At 46.5% G+C, this 15,650-nt stretch carries 12 protein-coding genes; 3 read left to right on the top strand and 9 right to left on the bottom strand.

What is annotated here, in order from left to right; translation table 11 throughout:
• Positions 1-176 precede the first annotated feature (176 nt).
• From IX315_RS05550 to IX315_RS05510, 9 genes are all read right to left on the bottom strand, one after another.
• Entirely contained in the window at positions 177-614 is a 438-nt protein-coding gene (locus tag IX315_RS05550; protein ID WP_134849605.1) for a hypothetical protein, read from the bottom strand.
• A 302-nt stretch (positions 615-916) separates the two neighbouring features.
• Complete coding sequence (locus tag IX315_RS05545) at positions 917-1,915, bottom strand: class II fructose-bisphosphate aldolase (RefSeq protein WP_134849606.1); 999 nt, start codon at positions 1,913-1,915, stop codon at positions 917-919.
• 197 nt (positions 1,916-2,112) lie between these two features.
• Positions 2,113-2,988 (bottom strand): tRNA (adenosine(37)-N6)-dimethylallyltransferase MiaA, encoded by an 876-nt coding sequence (gene miaA / locus IX315_RS05540; RefSeq protein ID WP_211837256.1) that lies wholly within the window; start codon positions 2,986-2,988, stop codon positions 2,113-2,115.
• A gap of 6 nt (positions 2,989-2,994) precedes the next feature.
• On the bottom strand, positions 2,995-3,567 hold the full coding sequence (locus IX315_RS05535; RefSeq protein ID WP_211837255.1) for an IS1096 element passenger TnpR family protein: 573 nt from the start codon (positions 3,565-3,567) through the stop codon (positions 2,995-2,997).
• A gap of 22 nt (positions 3,568-3,589) precedes the next feature.
• Positions 3,590-4,387: an acyl-ACP--UDP-N-acetylglucosamine O-acyltransferase gene (gene lpxA / locus IX315_RS05530; RefSeq protein ID WP_018358637.1), complete on the bottom strand. Its 798-nt coding sequence runs from the start codon at positions 4,385-4,387 to the stop codon at positions 3,590-3,592.
• A gap of 6 nt (positions 4,388-4,393) precedes the next feature.
• Entirely contained in the window at positions 4,394-5,809 is a 1,416-nt protein-coding gene (locus IX315_RS05525; protein WP_211830659.1) for a bifunctional UDP-3-O-[3-hydroxymyristoyl] N-acetylglucosamine deacetylase/3-hydroxyacyl-ACP dehydratase, read from the bottom strand.
• The gene (gene lpxD, locus IX315_RS05520) at positions 5,796-6,860 is read right to left on the bottom strand and encodes a UDP-3-O-(3-hydroxymyristoyl)glucosamine N-acyltransferase (protein ID WP_211635917.1); all 1,065 of its coding nucleotides are present in this window, start codon (positions 6,858-6,860) and stop codon (positions 5,796-5,798) included. The genes IX315_RS05525 and lpxD overlap by 14 nt, the downstream gene beginning before the upstream one ends.
• A 12-nt stretch (positions 6,861-6,872) precedes the next feature.
• Positions 6,873-7,703 (bottom strand): orotidine-5'-phosphate decarboxylase, encoded by an 831-nt coding sequence (gene pyrF / locus IX315_RS05515; protein WP_211635923.1) that lies wholly within the window; start codon positions 7,701-7,703, stop codon positions 6,873-6,875.
• A gap of 60 nt (positions 7,704-7,763) precedes the next feature.
• Complete coding sequence (locus IX315_RS05510; RefSeq protein ID WP_211635933.1) at positions 7,764-8,915, bottom strand: lactonase family protein; 1,152 nt, start codon at positions 8,913-8,915, stop codon at positions 7,764-7,766.
• Between the two features lie 543 nt (positions 8,916-9,458).
• On the opposite strand from IX315_RS05510, the gene IX315_RS05505 reads away from it, so the two are divergent.
• From IX315_RS05505 to IX315_RS05495, 3 genes are all read left to right on the top strand, one after another.
• Positions 9,459-12,635, top strand: coding sequence for a SusC/RagA family TonB-linked outer membrane protein (locus tag IX315_RS05505; protein ID WP_134849613.1), 3,177 nt, complete (start codon positions 9,459-9,461; stop codon positions 12,633-12,635).
• 21 nt (positions 12,636-12,656) lie between these two features.
• Positions 12,657-14,213 (top strand): SusD/RagB family nutrient-binding outer membrane lipoprotein, encoded by a 1,557-nt coding sequence (locus IX315_RS05500; protein ID WP_211640853.1) that lies wholly within the window; start codon positions 12,657-12,659, stop codon positions 14,211-14,213.
• Between the two features lie 157 nt (positions 14,214-14,370).
• Complete coding sequence (locus tag IX315_RS05495; RefSeq protein WP_211639827.1) at positions 14,371-15,381, top strand: threonine aldolase family protein; 1,011 nt, start codon at positions 14,371-14,373, stop codon at positions 15,379-15,381.
• Positions 15,382-15,650: the final 269 nt, after the last annotated feature.

The raw sequence follows: 15,650 nt of genomic DNA, 5'->3' as shown, positions 1-15,650 counted from the left end.
GGGGGGCTATCAATAAAAAAGAACACTTCTCTCCATTATGATGTTTTTACGCACCCTCCAGTAGTGGCGTTTAGTTTAGAGTCGTTAGTCTGCTCCTTTGGCATCGGATTTATTCATCATGCTTTTAGGTTGGAATACCTGTCTATCCTTTATATTGACGACTCTCTTTGAGATGTTTACAAAGTACTATTCCAGTATTCCGTAACCTCTTTCCCATTCCTTCCTTTGAAATTATGCTTTTCGGTACGAACTACTTTCCCATTGCGCTTTCCTGTGAACACCCAATAACCACTTGCACTACTCTTCAAAACCGTAATTTTAACTCTAAATTCGCGTGCGCCTTGAGTTGTGATACTGTAGACCTTATGATCGCCTTTTTTGATGCTGGCATCATATTGCCTCGTATTATGAACTTTATCGCCGTCTTTGATTTGTGTAGCATCACCATCAGAGCTCGTAATAAAACTCAGGTTTGCATCGCCATCTGTTGCAAACACATCGAAAGTATATTCATAATTGTTTCGAGAACCTTGCTTTGGCAGATCGGCGTTGTGACAGCTCTGTATGGTGATAGCTATGAGGGTCACCATTACCCCAAAAAACATCTTTGTCATATCTATTCAATCTTTTAATTTAACAATTGTACGTTACAAAGGTATGATTTAAATCTTACTTGACTATGCAATGAATGTTAAAGTGTGTTTTATACGTGGTAAATAAAACACAAACACTACTAAAGAGCTAAGCTCAATAATAGTGCCTGTGTTTTTGAATTATTTGGGCAGAGATGTCAAGCGTGATACTAATGTACTTTTACTGCAAGTCTTGAGATTCTATCATTATCCTCTTTACACTTCTGAGCCTTGTTTCATGTACTCTCGCACACGCTTAATGCTTCTGCGCAAAGGTTCGTGTCTTACTCAGCTTTGTTATCGCTACCGAGTACGTTCTTGATCTTGTGGATATAGAGCTGCTTGAGGCTCTCTCGTGCTGGACCGAGGTACTTACGTGGGTCGAACTCAGCTGGGCTATCTACGAATACCTTACGAATTGCAGCAGTCATAGCAAGGCGACCATCAGAGTCGATATTGATCTTACATACTGCAGACTTAGCGGCACGGCGTAGCTGCTCCTCTGGGATACCTACAGCGTCCTTTAGCTTACCACCATGGGTATTGATGATATCTACCTGATCCTGTGGCACGCTTGATGAACCGTGAAGTACGATAGGGAAGCCTGGGAGCTTCTTCTCGATCTCCTCTAGGATGTCGAAGCGTAGTGGAGGTGGTATAAGGTGACCATTTTCGTCGCGTGTGCACTGCTCAGGCGTGAACTTATTAGCACCGTGGCTGGTACCGATAGAGATAGCTAGTGAGTCTACACCAGTGCGGGTTACGAAGTCGATAACCTCCTCAGGCTGTGTATATACGTGCTTCTCTGCTGATACCTCATCCTCGATACCTGCGAGTACGCCTAGCTCACCCTCTACTGTCACGTCGAACTGGTGTGCGTAGTCTACTACCTGCTTTGTGAGCTTGATATTCTCCTCGTATGGAAGGTGGCTACCATCGATCATTACGCTAGAGAATCCCATCTCGATACAGCTCTTGCAAGTCTCAAAAGTATCACCATGGTCTAGGTGAAGCGTAATCTGAGGTGCCTTAGCGCCTAGCTCCTTAGCATACTCTACAGCACCCTGAGCCATGTAGCGGAGGAGTGTCTGATTGGCATAGGCACGAGCGCCCTTAGATACCTGTAGGATCACAGGAGACTTGGTCTCCACGGCTGCTTGGATAATAGCCTGGAGCTGCTCCATATTATTGAAGTTGAATGCGGGGATAGCATAACCGCCATCTACAGCCTTTGCAAACATCTCACGGGTGTTTACTAGACCCAAATCCTTGTAGTTTACCATGTCTAAAATTGATAAAATGTTATCGTAATCTATTCTTACCACTACAAAGATACAAATATTTTCCTTTCATGGTTAGGGAAAATGAAAGTTCAGGCTCCCCTTGATTTATTGGTTGGTACCCTTGCTATATATAGGCACTGAATGATCTTCTACTGGCATGAACGGGTACCCAAATATGAGAGATGGAGGGGAAGGTACTATGGGTGGATGATATGGTACTGGAAAGGGCTATTGGGGGTGCACCAGCGGGCAAAGAAGTTGGACTGTTGGCGGGCGTAGACACGGCTGTTCTTAGCTATTTGTTGCCCCGCTTGCTCTAGAGTAATGTTACCATCCAGATAAGCGAATATTTCTTTGTAGCCGATGGTATTAAGAGCATTGAGGTGACGATAGGGGTGTAGGGCTTGGACTTCATCTACTAACCCACGTTCTACCATAAGCGCCACGCGGCTATTGATTCGGCGGTAGAGTTCCTGTCGAGGGCGATCTACCAAATGCAGCTCTACTTCAAAAGGGAAAGTCTTTGCTTCTGGCGTAGTATGATAGCTACTGAATGGGCGCCCGGTTGTTTGCCACACCTCCAGCGCACGGATGATACGCTTGTGGTTGTTGGCGTCGATGCGCTCAAGATATTGAGGATCTACTTTTAGGAGATCTGCCCTAAGTGGCTCCACTCCTTCCTCTTCAAATAGTCTCCAAAGTGCTTCTCGCACTTCGGGCTCTGGAGCAGGCACATCGTCCATTCCATAGAGAAAGGCCTGCAGGTACATCATGCTACCACCCACCATTACGAGCGTAGGATAGTGCTGCATCAAGTTCTCTATCAAGCCTAATGCCTCAGTTGCCCATTCCGAAGCACTATAGGGGTACTCTACATCACGGCTCTGTATAAAATGATGAGGCACCAATGCCCGTTCCTCTAGGGAAGGGGCATCGGTGCCTATCTCCATCCCTCGGTAGACTTGCCGACTGTCTGCCGAGATGATATGTGTATGGTATTGTCTTGCTAGCTGGAGGGCGTATGCAGATTTGCCTACTCCTGTAGCGCCAATCACTACGATTAGCTTACCCATAGTGTGTTAGTCAAGACTATCCTCAGAGATATCAAAACCCTCAATGTCTAGTTCGTTGATATCAAAATCGTCCGAACCGAATTCATTGATATCGTCGTCATCTTTGGTAGGAGCGGGTGCTTTGGCTGGCTTCTTGGGCTTAGCGGGAGCTTCTAGTATCTCCATGACGTCAGAGAGTTGCTTAGGGGCATCTCCCTTTTTGCGTGTACACTGTGGCTTGGAGAGCTGTTCCCCTAGGATAACTTCCTTGAGCTCTATATAGAAATAACGGTCTCCAAGTTGGTCGAACTGGAAGAGTAGCCTATCTCCTGCATCTTCCAAGAAGTCATCAAGATAGGTATCGTCCATAAGATAATACTCCTCGTCCGTCCCATGCAATCCCATATCTATTAAGAGGATCTCCTGCTTGGGCTTCCAAGATTTGTCTGAGATAAAGAAGCTCGTAATCTGATCGTTCGAGAAGCCAACGGCATCGAGGATGGCATCCTGTAGCTCACGGAAAGTGGCCGTACCATCGATCCTTACCTCTCTAAGGAAGTTGGGAGCCTCATCGCTCACCATTACAAAACGGTATATCATATTCTTTAATTGCTTTCAGGTGTTAGTCTACCGAACCGCCACGCACAATCCCTCTCTGAGAGTTGCGGAGGAAGTCGAGGATAATTTCCTTTTCGGGCATCTCTTCGTATTCCTCTTGGATAACCTCAATCGCTTTAGTGTTATTCAGTCCACGGTTGTATAGCGTACGATAAATATCATTGATGAGGTAGATTTGCTCCTTGCTGTAATTGCGACGTCTTAGTCCTACGATATTGATACCGCAATACATAGCTGGCTCGCGACCGATAAGGGTGTAAGGAGGGATATCCTTGGTCACACGAGTGCCACCTTGAATCATTGCATGAGCACCTATACGGACAAACTGATGGACAAGCGTGCCACCACCGAGAATCGCCTGGTTGTCGATCTCCACTTCGCCTGCCACCTGGCTCGCATTGCCAATAATAACTCGGTCGCTCACCTCACAATCATGTGCCACATGGGCGTATGCCATAATTAAGACATCGCTGCCCACTTTGGTAAATCCTTTGGAAGCAGTACCGCGGCTAATGGTTACATATTCACGCAAAGTAGTGCGATCACCTATGATAGCTACTGAGTCTTCGCCTTTAAACTTGAGATCTTGGGGTTCACCACCGACTACAGCATAAGGATGGATGGTACACTCCTTACCGATTCTAGCGCCATAGCGTAGGATGGCACCGCTGAGGAGCTTTGTACCGTCGCCAACCTCTACATTGTCCTCTACTATACAAAAAGGACCTATCTCAACTCCATTGCCAATCTTGGCATTGGGGTGCACAATCGCTAGAGGGCTAATACTATTATTATTGCTCATAATCAATTACTGTGCATTTCTTACAATCTGCGCCATGAACTCTGCTTCACAGACTAGTTTCTCCCCTACAAATGCCAAGCCCCTCATGTTGGCAATACCACGACGTACAGAGCCAAGGAGGCTTACTTTTGCTACCAAAGTGTCGCCTGGTACCACTTTATACCTAAACTTGACATTATCTATTGTGAGGAAGTAGGTAGAGTATTCCGATGGGTTTTCCAACTGATTAAGAATCAATACGCCACCAATCTGTGCCATGCACTCCACCTGAAGTACACCTGGCATAACAGGTTCGTCGGGGAAGTGTCCGATAAAGAATGGTTCATTGTGGGTCACGTTCTTAACTCCTACGATATGGTCTGGTCCAATCTCGATAATCTTATCGACAAGGAGCATAGGATACCGGTGTGGGAGTAAAGACTTGAGGTCTTGAATCCTGAGCACTGGCTCTTCATTTGGGTTATAGACAGGCGATTGGCTTTCATTAAGGCGGATATCCTTACGAATGAGCTTCGCCATCTTGGTATTGATAGAGTGCCCCGGACAAGTAGCAATAACGCGCCCCTGTAGCTGTCGACCAATGAGAGCAAGGTCTCCAATCAGATCAAGGAGCTTGTGACGGGCAGGCTCATTATTATACTTAAGCGGCTTATTATTGATGTACCCTAGTTCGTTGGCTGGCTTGCTTACCGTACCCATATTAGCCGCGAGCTTATCCATCTTGTCTTGGGAAAACTCTTGGTCGTAGATAACGATAGCATTATCGAGGTCTCCGCCCTTGATTAAGTCATTGTCTAATAGAGACTCAATCTCCCTCACAAATACAAAGGTGCGCGCTGGTGCAATTTCATCGGCAAAGTCCGCCACATCCTGAAGGGTGGCAAACTGATTGGAGAGGACTTTGGAATTGAAGGAGATCAAGACGTGTACGCCAAAGGAGCTATCAGGAAGTATGGTGATCTGAGAGACACCCTGCTCATCCTTGACCTCTATCTTAGACTTGACGACATAGACTTCGCGGACAGCATTCTGCTCTTTGATTCCCACCCTGCGGATATGCTCTACATAGATAGATGCGCTACCATCGAAGATGGGCAGTTCTGGGGCATTGACCTCGATGAGACAATTATCCACCCCCATAGCGTAGAGCGCTGAGAGAGCATGTTCTACAGTGCTTACTTGTAAATCCTTATTGGAGAGTACGGTACCGCGCTGTGTCTTGGTTACAAATTCCGCAAGAGCTGGGATAGTGGGTCTATTGGGAAGGTCTACACGGCATATCTTGACACCATGCCCCTCGCTAGCTGGGCTAAACTTTACTTTAATGCTCAATCCCGTATGCAGCCCCTTACCTTCTAGTTCAAACGAACTAGCTAGTGTTTGTTGCTTCTGGGCTCCGTCACTCTTATTACTCTTCGCCATGTTTCTTTATATTATTAATTTCAGCTTTCAGAGCGTCTAATTCTCGTCTGAGAGCATAAATCTCTTTGTCCATTTCGGGCAATCGTATAAACTTGGCAGAGGCCTTCATCGCCTTGAGATGTGGCTGAGCCGGATAGCCAAACCATACGCTTCCCTTCTCCTTGATGTCGCTTAGCACGCCTGTCTGTGCCGCTAGCGTCACATGATCCGTCGTCTTGAGGTGACCTGCGATACCTACCTGCCCTGCTAGCACGTTCCAAGCGCCTATCACAGTGGAGCCAGCTACGCCGCTCTGAGCTGCAATAGCAGTATGCTCCTTCACCTCACAATTGTGTGCGATCTGCACAAGGTTGTCTATCTTCACCCCCTTGCGAATAATCGTAGCATCCATTACTGCTCTATCGATGCAGGCGTTGCAGCCAATCTCTACGTCGTCCTCAAGGATAACCTTACCCGTTTGTGGTATTTTGTGGTAACCATCGGCATCTGGAGCAAAGCCAAAGCCGTCACCACCTATTACTGCGCCTGAGTGAATGACACAGCGAGCACCCACTTCACTACGATCACACACAACTGCCATAGGGTATACGCGGCTGTTTGCCCCTATATACACCTCCGCTCCTACGTGCGCTTGTGGATAGACCCTCACACCTTCAGCTAGGACAGCATCACGCCCAACAAAGGCTAATGGACCCACATAGCATCCTTCTCCGATCTGAGCCGTAGGGTCTACTACAGCCAAAGGTGAGATGCCGATAGGCTTCTCCTTGCCAGCATTCCTTAGCTTGAGGAGCTCCGCAAGAGCGGTATAAGCATTGGGCACCTTGATCAGTGTCGTATGCACCTCCTGCGAGGGAGTAAAATCATGATTGACAAGAACAGCACTACTCTTGGTACTATAAAGGTACTCCTCGTACTGCATGTTGGAAAGGAAAGAAAGAGCGCCTTCATGCCCTTTCTCTATACTACTAAAATCACTGAGTAACACATTGGGATCACCCTCAACTGAGCCCCCCAAATAGTTAGCAATCTCTGCTGCTGTAAACTTCATGCAAACTCTCTTTCAAATACCTGCATATTGGCTCAGGTAGCCACTCATCTCTTCTTGTAGTTCGCGTGCCTTGGCGCCTGCTACTTCGGCGAAATCCTCACCTTGACTAGTGAAGATAATCCCTCGAGAACTATTGACGAGCAAGCCGCACTCTGGTGTCATTCCATACTTCGATACCTCCTCGAGCGAACCGCCCTGAGCACCTACACCTGGCACCAATAGGAAGTGGTCAGGTACAATCTTGCGGACATCCTCTAGAAATTCAGCCCGTGTGGCTCCCACAACATACATCATGCTCTCTTTGGTCGCCCACTTCTGAGACGTACGCAACACCTGCTCGTAGAGTTTACCACCCTCAATCAGATCTAATTGCTGAAAATCAGACGAACCGCTATTGCTCGTAAGCGCAAGCAGTACCACCCACTTCTCGGGATAGCCAAGGAATGGCTCCACGCTATCGATTCCCATATAGGGTGCCACGGTAATCGCATCTACACCCATCTGCTCAAAGGCAGCACGAGCATAAAGCCCCGAGGTATTGCCGATATCACCACGCTTCGCATCCAAAATCACCATACACTCTGGATAGTGGTTCTGCAGGTAAGCCACAGTCGCCTCTAGAGCTTCTATCCCTTTGCTCCCCATTGCTTCGTAAAAGGCTGCATTGGGTTTATAAGCCACAGCATAAGGCGCAGTGGCATCAATTATCGCTTTATTGAATGCTAGCACCCCATCACTATCTTGCGCTATGTGCGCAGGTAACTTGAGAGGGTCGCTATCAAGCCCTACACAGAGGAAACTCCTCTTCCTCCGAATTTCAGAAATAAGCTTTTGTCTATTCATTAGCTATCTTGGTTGGTTCCGAATAATCGTGCAAATATCGCCATTTTTACTCAGATAGCTTCAATGCTGCCCCAGCCAAAGAATAAATGCTGGGTGGCTCACCTTCAAGCCTGCGCCTTGAATAGGCGTCAGTAGCCCAGTAGAGGCATCACGCTGATAAAACTCTACTTTATCCCCTCCTCTACAAGCTACAGCAAGCACGCTTCCGTCTGGACTAATGGTAAACTGGCGTGGCTTCTTGCCTACCTTTTGCTTGCCTACTTGGGTCAATGTGCCGTCTCCCTTATCTACCTTAAAGATAGAAATCACATGCTCCCCATCGGTGTGGGAAGTATATAAGAATCTGCCATCGTCACTTAGCGCTATGTGCTGTCCGTGAGCGCCTGAAGCGAGACGAAGACCGACTTCTTGCACAAGCTCCAATGCGCCATCGTGATGCTCGTAGACGAAGATCTTTGGGACCTTCTCTGCAATCACATAGGTATATTTGCCCGACCTATCCATTATTATATGCCTTGGTCCTACACCAGAAGGCAAACTCGTAGTATTTATTCCAATCGTAATTGGAGGGTTGCTATTGGCGTTTACGTTGAAGTGAAACACCTTATCCATCCCGAGGTCTGTAACAAAGAGTTCTTTCCCGTTTGGGCTAAAGATGGCAGCATGAGGATGCGAAACCCTCTCTTTCCCGAGCACGATGCGCCAATCTGGTTGTCCTAGCTCTCCTTTGGCATTAACCTCGAATAGGGTAATAGACCCTCCGCTATAATTAGCCGTCACTACCTTATTCTTGCTATCGGTGGCAATGTAAGCGGGACCATCGCCTAGTGTATACGAGCTATTGATCGCAGAGAGCCTCCCATTGCGTGTATCCAGTTGAGCGGAGGTCGCCATTGGATGTTCGTTATCTTCGTTCGCAATGTAGACAATTCGTTTGCCGCCATCATACGCTAGGTAAGTGGGGTTCGGCGTGATAAAAGTACCTGTATGCTTAAACTCCAAACTTCCGATCTCTGCAGTGTAAGAATATACTCCCTCCGAACCAGCATCTGTATAAGTGCCAATCAGCATTATCTGCTTATCAGTAGGTACACCCTCATGTGAGGTATTACTGCCCCATGCACCTCGCCCCATAGAAAGCAAACCACAAGAAGAGGCCAAAAGAGCTACTACGGCAGTAGCTATGGCTGAAAATAAATATCGTTTCGACATAATTCTTTCATCTACAACATTCTATTTCAGTGCAAGATAATAATTTCCTACCATACCTCCAAGAATAGACTCACAATACCTAGGCGATATCTATTCCTCAAGTGGATGTAAGTACTCGAATGTAATAACAATAGGATATGCGAATTGTACTTATAACGACAGATTAATTTACACTACAGCATGGTTTGTCGAGCGAAATATAAGCTAATAACTTAACATAAGGACGGGATATAAAATAAATATATGTGATAATATAGGTGTATACGCAAATAAAATAACGTTCAAATGTTAAATATGATAGCTATTCTTTGTAGTTAGAAAAAATTGAGTATGTTTGGAGTCGAATGATAAAAAGAGGTTGTTTTAAATGGAATTAACAACACCAAGCTTAACTTCATACAATAGGAAGAAAGGGGATCTAGGGTAGGGAGATACTATATCCGCTTTGGCAACACAGAAGACTAGAGACTGAGACATACACTAAATAATAAGGGACAACAGACAAGAGATAAATTATAGGTATTAACAAACAAGATGAATGGTATGAAAAGTAAAATTCTATTGCTTATCACCCTACTCCTCGTGACAGCAGGGACAGTCTTGGGACAGACCATCACCGTAAAGGGTGTGGTACAAGATGAGAAAGGAGAACCTATCACGGGTGCTACAGTTCGTCTGAAGAGTGACCCAAAGGTCGGTAAGATGACAGGACTTGATGGAGACTTCACCATCAATGCGAAGAAGGGCGAAATAATCGTTGTTAGCTACGTAGGCTATATCACACAAGAGGTAGCAGCGGCACCTAGTATGGTCATTAAGCTAGCATCCGACAATGAGATTCTGGATGAGGTGGTAGTCACTGCAATGGGTATCTCTAGGCAGAAGAAGTCTATTGGTTACGCCTCACAAGAGATTAAGGCTGATGCGCTACAGACTACACGCCAGACCGACCTCAATAATGCCCTCGTGGGTAAAGTATCTGGCGTCCGCTTCATGGGTGGGTCAGGTTCTAAGTTCGATGCTGGGAAAGTAGTTCTTCGTGGTACTTCCTCTCTCACCGATGCAGTGGGTAGCGAGCCTATCTATGTAGTCGATGGAGTGATCACCAATGCCAATGCCGTAAATATGGACGATGTAGAGAGTGTCAACGTACTAAAAGGTCCAGCGGCAACCTCTCTCTATGGTTCACGTGGTGGTAATGGAGCCATCATTATTACTTCTAAGAAAGCAAAGAGTGGCAAGGCTACTATCGATATTAGCCATACATTTACTGCCGAAATTCCTCTATCACATACCAAGATACAGAAGGAGTATGGTGGTGGTTATCTAGGTGCTTCTACACCTCTTGATGTATTCAAGTGGGACGACACCATGCCAAAAGAACTCAAGCAGTTTGATGGACGTAGAATGTATGACTACTGGGACGACTCCAGCTGGGGACCAAAGTTCGATGGTAAGCCTTATATGCCATTCTATGCCTGGGATCCTACCGACCCTCGTTTCGGACAGCAAGCACCATGGGAGTTTGGAATGGACATTACCAAGCTTTATCGTACGGGATACAACAATACTACCAATATCGCATTCTCCAAGGCAGGGGAGGGTTACAATACTCGTATCTCCTTTACCAATGTAGACCGTAAGGGTGTTCAATACAATTCAGACGCCAAGCGCCACTTCCTGAGTGTCTACTCAGGTTTCGAGGTCACCCCTAAGTTGAGTGTAAAGCTAGACTACAAGATGACCTATCGTCTCAATCACAATGCGGCTGTTGAGGGTTACGGAGAGTTTGGAGAGTTCCTACAATCCTACCTCCAATGGGGAAATACCAACGTCAACATTGAAGCACTCAAGGATTATAAGCGCCCCGACGGCTCTTTTCGTACTTGGAATATCAATGGCGTCAATGATCTTTCTCCAGCATTCCACACCAATCCATTTGCACTACAAAACGAAGTCAATAATACTTCAGAGTACATTTGGAATGTATTCAGTGGCAATATAGAGTATTCTATCATCGAGGGGCTCAAGATAGGTGCCAATGTCAATGGCAATATCCGCTCCGAGGTCAATGAGAATAAGATTCCAAAGGGACTCCTCACTACAGAGCGGTTTAGAACTGCACAATCCTCTCTCAAGGATATGCAATATCAGGGCTATGCTTCCTATAGCGATAAGTTTATAAACGATCGTCTATCTCTCGATGCTATGCTATTCGGAGAGTATCGTACCTACGACTACAAGTGGGTAAGAGGCTTTACGCGCGATGGTATGTTCCTCAACCGCTTCTGGAATCTCTCAAGCTCTAACGGTCTTCCTGGAGGAGAGAATGAGCTAGTTCAACAAAAGAATCAAAGTGTATTCGGTACTGCTACTCTAGGTTTTGACGATACCTACTACCTTGACCTCAACCTACGTAACGACTGGACCTCTACACTACACCCTGACTACAATAGTTTCCTCTACGGTGGAGCTAGTGCATCTGTGCTTTTGCACAACCTCATCAAGGCGCAATGGCTCAACTTCTGGAAGATTCGTGGCTCAGCAGCGCAGGTAGGATCAACCATGAAAGAGTACCAGATCAACCAAATTCTCTTCACAGAGAAAAAGTACAATGGTCGTACCACCATGCGTACCTCTCGTAACCTCCTTGACCCAGCAATTAAACCTACGATCTCTACCTCTTACGAAGTAGGTACGGAGTTCCGTATGTTCCAGAATCGTTTCTGGGGAGATATCAACTTCTACAACAGAGACTCTCGTAATCAGATCATCGATAAAAACGTAACGCCAGCTAGTGGTTATACCACTCGTAAAATCAATGCCGGTCTTATCCGCAATAGAGGTATCGAGGTCTCTCTCGGTGGTCGCCCTATCGAGACTAAGAATGTACGCTGGGATGTCAATTTCAATATCTCGCGCAACGTTAATACCCTCGTAGAGCTCGAGAAAAACGACAAGAATGACGATAGCTATCAGATCTACTGGACTAAGTTCTATACCCCTATCTCTATCAATGCTATTGAAGGTCGTCCTATCGGAGTGATCAAGGGCAATGATTGGCAACGCGACGACAAGGGCAACCTTATCCTCGGCTACCTCAAGAACGGTCAGCCTCGTCCTTATGCTGATAAGTCTAAGGATATTGAGCTTGGTATTGCTCAGCCAGACTTTACCGGAGGTTTCAATACCACTCTCGATCTCTACGGCTTCTTATTCGGTATGTCTCTCGACTACTCTATTGGCGGTAGCCTAGTATCTTGGACCAACTACTGGGGTAAGGGCTCTGGTATCCTTCAGGAGACTGTCGGTCTCAATGATAGAGGCAAACCGCTCCGTGATCCTGTAGAGCAGGGTGGAGGTCTCCATCTAGTAGGTGTTGATAAGGATGGCAAGCCAGTAGATGGTTACATCGATGCTCAGACCTACTATCAGGATCTATCTGCACAAATCTGGAAGGAGTCTGTATACAACGCAAGCTACGTGAAGCTCCGTGAAATCTCTGTGGGTTACAACTTCAAGAAAGAGCTCCTCGATAAGATTGGTATCGGACTCTCCGCAGCCCGTATCTCCTTCGTAGCTCAGAACCCATGGCTCATCTACTCTGGTACTCCTAACATCGACCCATCTGAGACCAGTGGCTCCACTCGTGGTTACATAGAGGGCGGTCAGTCTATCTCTACTAGGTCTTATGGTTTCACCATTGGTCTTACCTTCTAACCATTAGCATGATTATACGATATGAAAACAATTAAATATGCCCTATTGGCAGTCGCATCGCTGCTGCTTCTCAATGGATGTGGTAAGTTTGGCAACATAAATGTAGACCCTAATAATCCTAGCACCAAAGATACCCGTTATCTATTCTCACGTGCTATGCAGGGGGTTACCTTTGCGGTCTACACCTCCTCTCCAGCGCCATCTGTAGATATGTATGATCCATTCTCTCAGCTCTATCCACATTACTTTGCTGAGGCTAAGAATGTACAGTACACTCAGTTTGGTATCAAGGACTTCAATATGACTGCCTATTACACTACATTCCTTAAGAACCTCCATCTCATCAAGCAGATGAATACAACAGAGGGTGTTAAGGACTCTGAGGCAGTAAGCAGCATGGGCGCCAATAATGTGCAGTTGGGTATAGCCATGACCCTAGAGGCATTCTATTACATGCACATGACCGATATCGTGGGAATGATCTACTACGATGAGGCACTCTTAGGTGACGATGGCAACTTCACCCCTAAGTTTGAAACCCAGGAGCATATCTATGCGGAATTAGATAAGAAGCTCGTGGAGGCTTACGCGCTTCTAGGAAAGGGTGGTGCTATTAATAACTACTACGACATCCTTTATGGTGGCAATCTAGCTAAGTGGCAGAAGCTCAATGCTTCTCTCCGTATGCTTATGGCTATTAAGCTATCCGACGTAGCCCCTGAGGTAGGTAAGGCTCGCTTTGCCAAGGCTTATGCTGATGGCGGTATCGCTACCAATGCCGATAACTTCAGCTATCAGTACACGCTTGAGGACGACAACATGAATCCTATCTACAGTAACTATTATGTAGATAAACGTAAGGACTTCTATCCATCGGCTACGCTAGTCGATAAGTTCATCGCACTCAAGGATCCACGTGTTTATACTTACGCTAAGCCTACTGCCGCTGGCGAACTCTTTGCGGTGCCATTTGGTACGCCACGTGCTAAGATTGGCGACTACACTGGAAAGGTATCTGAGCTACACCCATTTATCACTCAGAAGGATGCCAAGATAACCATCATTTCTGCTACTCGGATGCTACTTGTAGAGGCAGAGGCGGCAGTGAGGGGATGGATTACGGCAGACGCTAAAGCCCTTTATGCTGAAGCTATTAAGCTATCATTTGAGAACAAGCAGGTGAAAACAGCCATCGAGCAACTGACTGCCGACGGTCTATTCGACGCCCTCCAAGGGAAGTACGCACTTACTACTACGGTAGCTGATTATCTAGCTCAGGATGCAGTGAAGCTACAAGGCTCTAACCAGGAGATGATCAATCAGATAGCCCTACAGAGATGGCTTGCTGGATTCAACGAGAATGGTATTGAGGCATGGAGCGACTGGCGACGTCTCAATTACCCTAAGCTAGAGGTAGGTGAAGCTGGTGCTATCAACGTATCGCACATCCCTTATAGGAGATTTTACTACCTCAATGACTACGAAACCAACCGCGAAAATTACGATAAGGTGATCAAGACTCAGGGTCCTGACAACTTTGATACACGTGTTTGGTGGGATGTTGCAGACAATAAGTGAGCAATAGAACATAGTAAATAATGTATGACTTCTAAGAGGGGTTGGCACCGAGAGGAGTCAGCCTCTCTTAGTTTGCCTTGAATATTACCAATAATTAGTACATTTGCCGCAATCTTATTGATAACCATGTAACTACAATTATAACAATACATACGCCATGAGAAGCTTCGCATCCGACAATAATTCTACAGTACATCCACGTGTGATGGAGTCCATAACCGCAGCCAATGCAGACCATGCTTTTGGTTATGGCGATGACCCATGGACAGACCAAGCTACAATGATGGTAGAGGCATTGTTCTCTCGCCCCTCCGTGGCACTATTCACTTTCAATGGCACGGGTAGTAATACCATGGCACTACAGTTGCTCACTCGCCCCTATCACATCATCTTCACAGCCGAGACAGGGCATATAGCTGTAGACGAGTGTGGTGCGCCAACGAAAGCTACTGGTTGTATTACTCGACAGATTCCTACCCCCAACGGCAAACTTACGCCAGCACTCCTACAGCCCTATATGATCAACTTTGGTATAGAGCACCACTCTCAGCCGGGAGCCATCTATCTCAGTCAGTGTACCGAGCTGGGCACCATCTACACCCCCGAGGAGCTTACCGAACTTTGCGACTTTGCGCATCAATATGGGATGAAAGTGCATCTTGATGGTGCGCGAATAGCCAATGCCGCTGTCGCCCTCAATAAGTCTATCGATGAAGTCTCCGCAGCCTGCGGTATTGATTCCATGGTACTCGGAGGGACCAAGAACGGACTCATGGGCGCAGAGTGCGTGGTTATTTTCGACCCTTCCCTCGCTATAGAAGCAAGGTATGCCCGCAAGCAAGCTTGCCAATTGGCTAGCAAAATGCGGTATATATCGGCTCAATTCGTCGCCTACCTTACAGATGATCTTTGGAAAGAGTGCGCTACACGAGCCAATGTGATGGCACGCAAACTCGCCGATGCCCTTAGTCAAAAATCCTACGTACACTTCACCCAAAAGGTGGAGAGCAACCAGCTCTTCCTCACCCTCCCTCGAGAGGTCAGCAAAGAGCTAGAGAAGCACTTCCACTTCTACTATTGGGACGAGGTAATAGGCGAAATCCGTCTTGTTGCTTCCCACGACACTTCAGACGCCGATATTCACAGCTTAATCAATATCTTACCATGAAAGTCTTCATGAATACTATTGATATTCACGTAGAAAGATAAGTAAAACGGAAGAGGAGATTGACTAGGTCGCCCTTGGAAGGGCGAGGCATCAATCTCCGCTAGGAATCCCATTACCGTGCTCGCCTAAGTAGATGACCATTTAGAGAATGTTGCACGAAGTGCCATTCTCGCCGATTTGCAAGCAAATTGGCTGAGACGTTGCACGGTGGTGAAATACAAGGCACTGAGGCTGAGGCTGACGGGAGCGTACTCACGTACGTGACCGAA

Origin of the sequence: Porphyromonas levii, assembly GCF_018206105.1 — a bacterium.
In the GTDB taxonomy this organism is placed as follows: Bacteria; Bacteroidota; Bacteroidia; order Bacteroidales; family Porphyromonadaceae; genus Porphyromonas_A; species Porphyromonas_A levii.
This window is presented reverse-complemented; position numbering and strand designations above follow the sequence as displayed.

Bases quoted from the DNA above. Each gene is read 5' to 3' on its own strand.
- IX315_RS05550 (WP_134849605.1), bottom strand. From the start codon at position 614: ATGACAAAGATGTTTTTTGGGGTAATGGTGACCCTCATAGCTATCACC.
- IX315_RS05545 (WP_134849606.1), bottom strand. From the start codon at position 1,915: ATGGTAAACTACAAGGATTTGGGTCTAGTAAACACCCGTGAGATGTTT.
- miaA (WP_211837256.1), bottom strand. From the start codon at position 2,988: ATGGGTAAGCTAATCGTAGTGATTGGCGCTACAGGAGTAGGCAAATCT.
- IX315_RS05535 (WP_211837255.1), bottom strand. From the start codon at position 3,567: ATGATATACCGTTTTGTAATGGTGAGCGATGAGGCTCCCAACTTCCTT.
- lpxA (WP_018358637.1), bottom strand. From the start codon at position 4,387: ATGAGCAATAATAATAGTATTAGCCCTCTAGCGATTGTGCACCCCAAT.
- IX315_RS05525 (WP_211830659.1), bottom strand. From the start codon at position 5,809: ATGGCGAAGAGTAATAAGAGTGACGGAGCCCAGAAGCAACAAACACTA.
- lpxD (WP_211635917.1), bottom strand. From the start codon at position 6,860: ATGAAGTTTACAGCAGCAGAGATTGCTAACTATTTGGGGGGCTCAGTT.
- pyrF (WP_211635923.1), bottom strand. From the start codon at position 7,703: ATGAATAGACAAAAGCTTATTTCTGAAATTCGGAGGAAGAGGAGTTTC.
- IX315_RS05510 (WP_211635933.1), bottom strand. From the start codon at position 8,915: ATGTCGAAACGATATTTATTTTCAGCCATAGCTACTGCCGTAGTAGCT.
- IX315_RS05505 (WP_134849613.1), top strand. From the start codon at position 9,459: ATGAAAAGTAAAATTCTATTGCTTATCACCCTACTCCTCGTGACAGCA.
- IX315_RS05500 (WP_211640853.1), top strand. From the start codon at position 12,657: ATGAAAACAATTAAATATGCCCTATTGGCAGTCGCATCGCTGCTGCTT.
- IX315_RS05495 (WP_211639827.1), top strand. From the start codon at position 14,371: ATGAGAAGCTTCGCATCCGACAATAATTCTACAGTACATCCACGTGTG.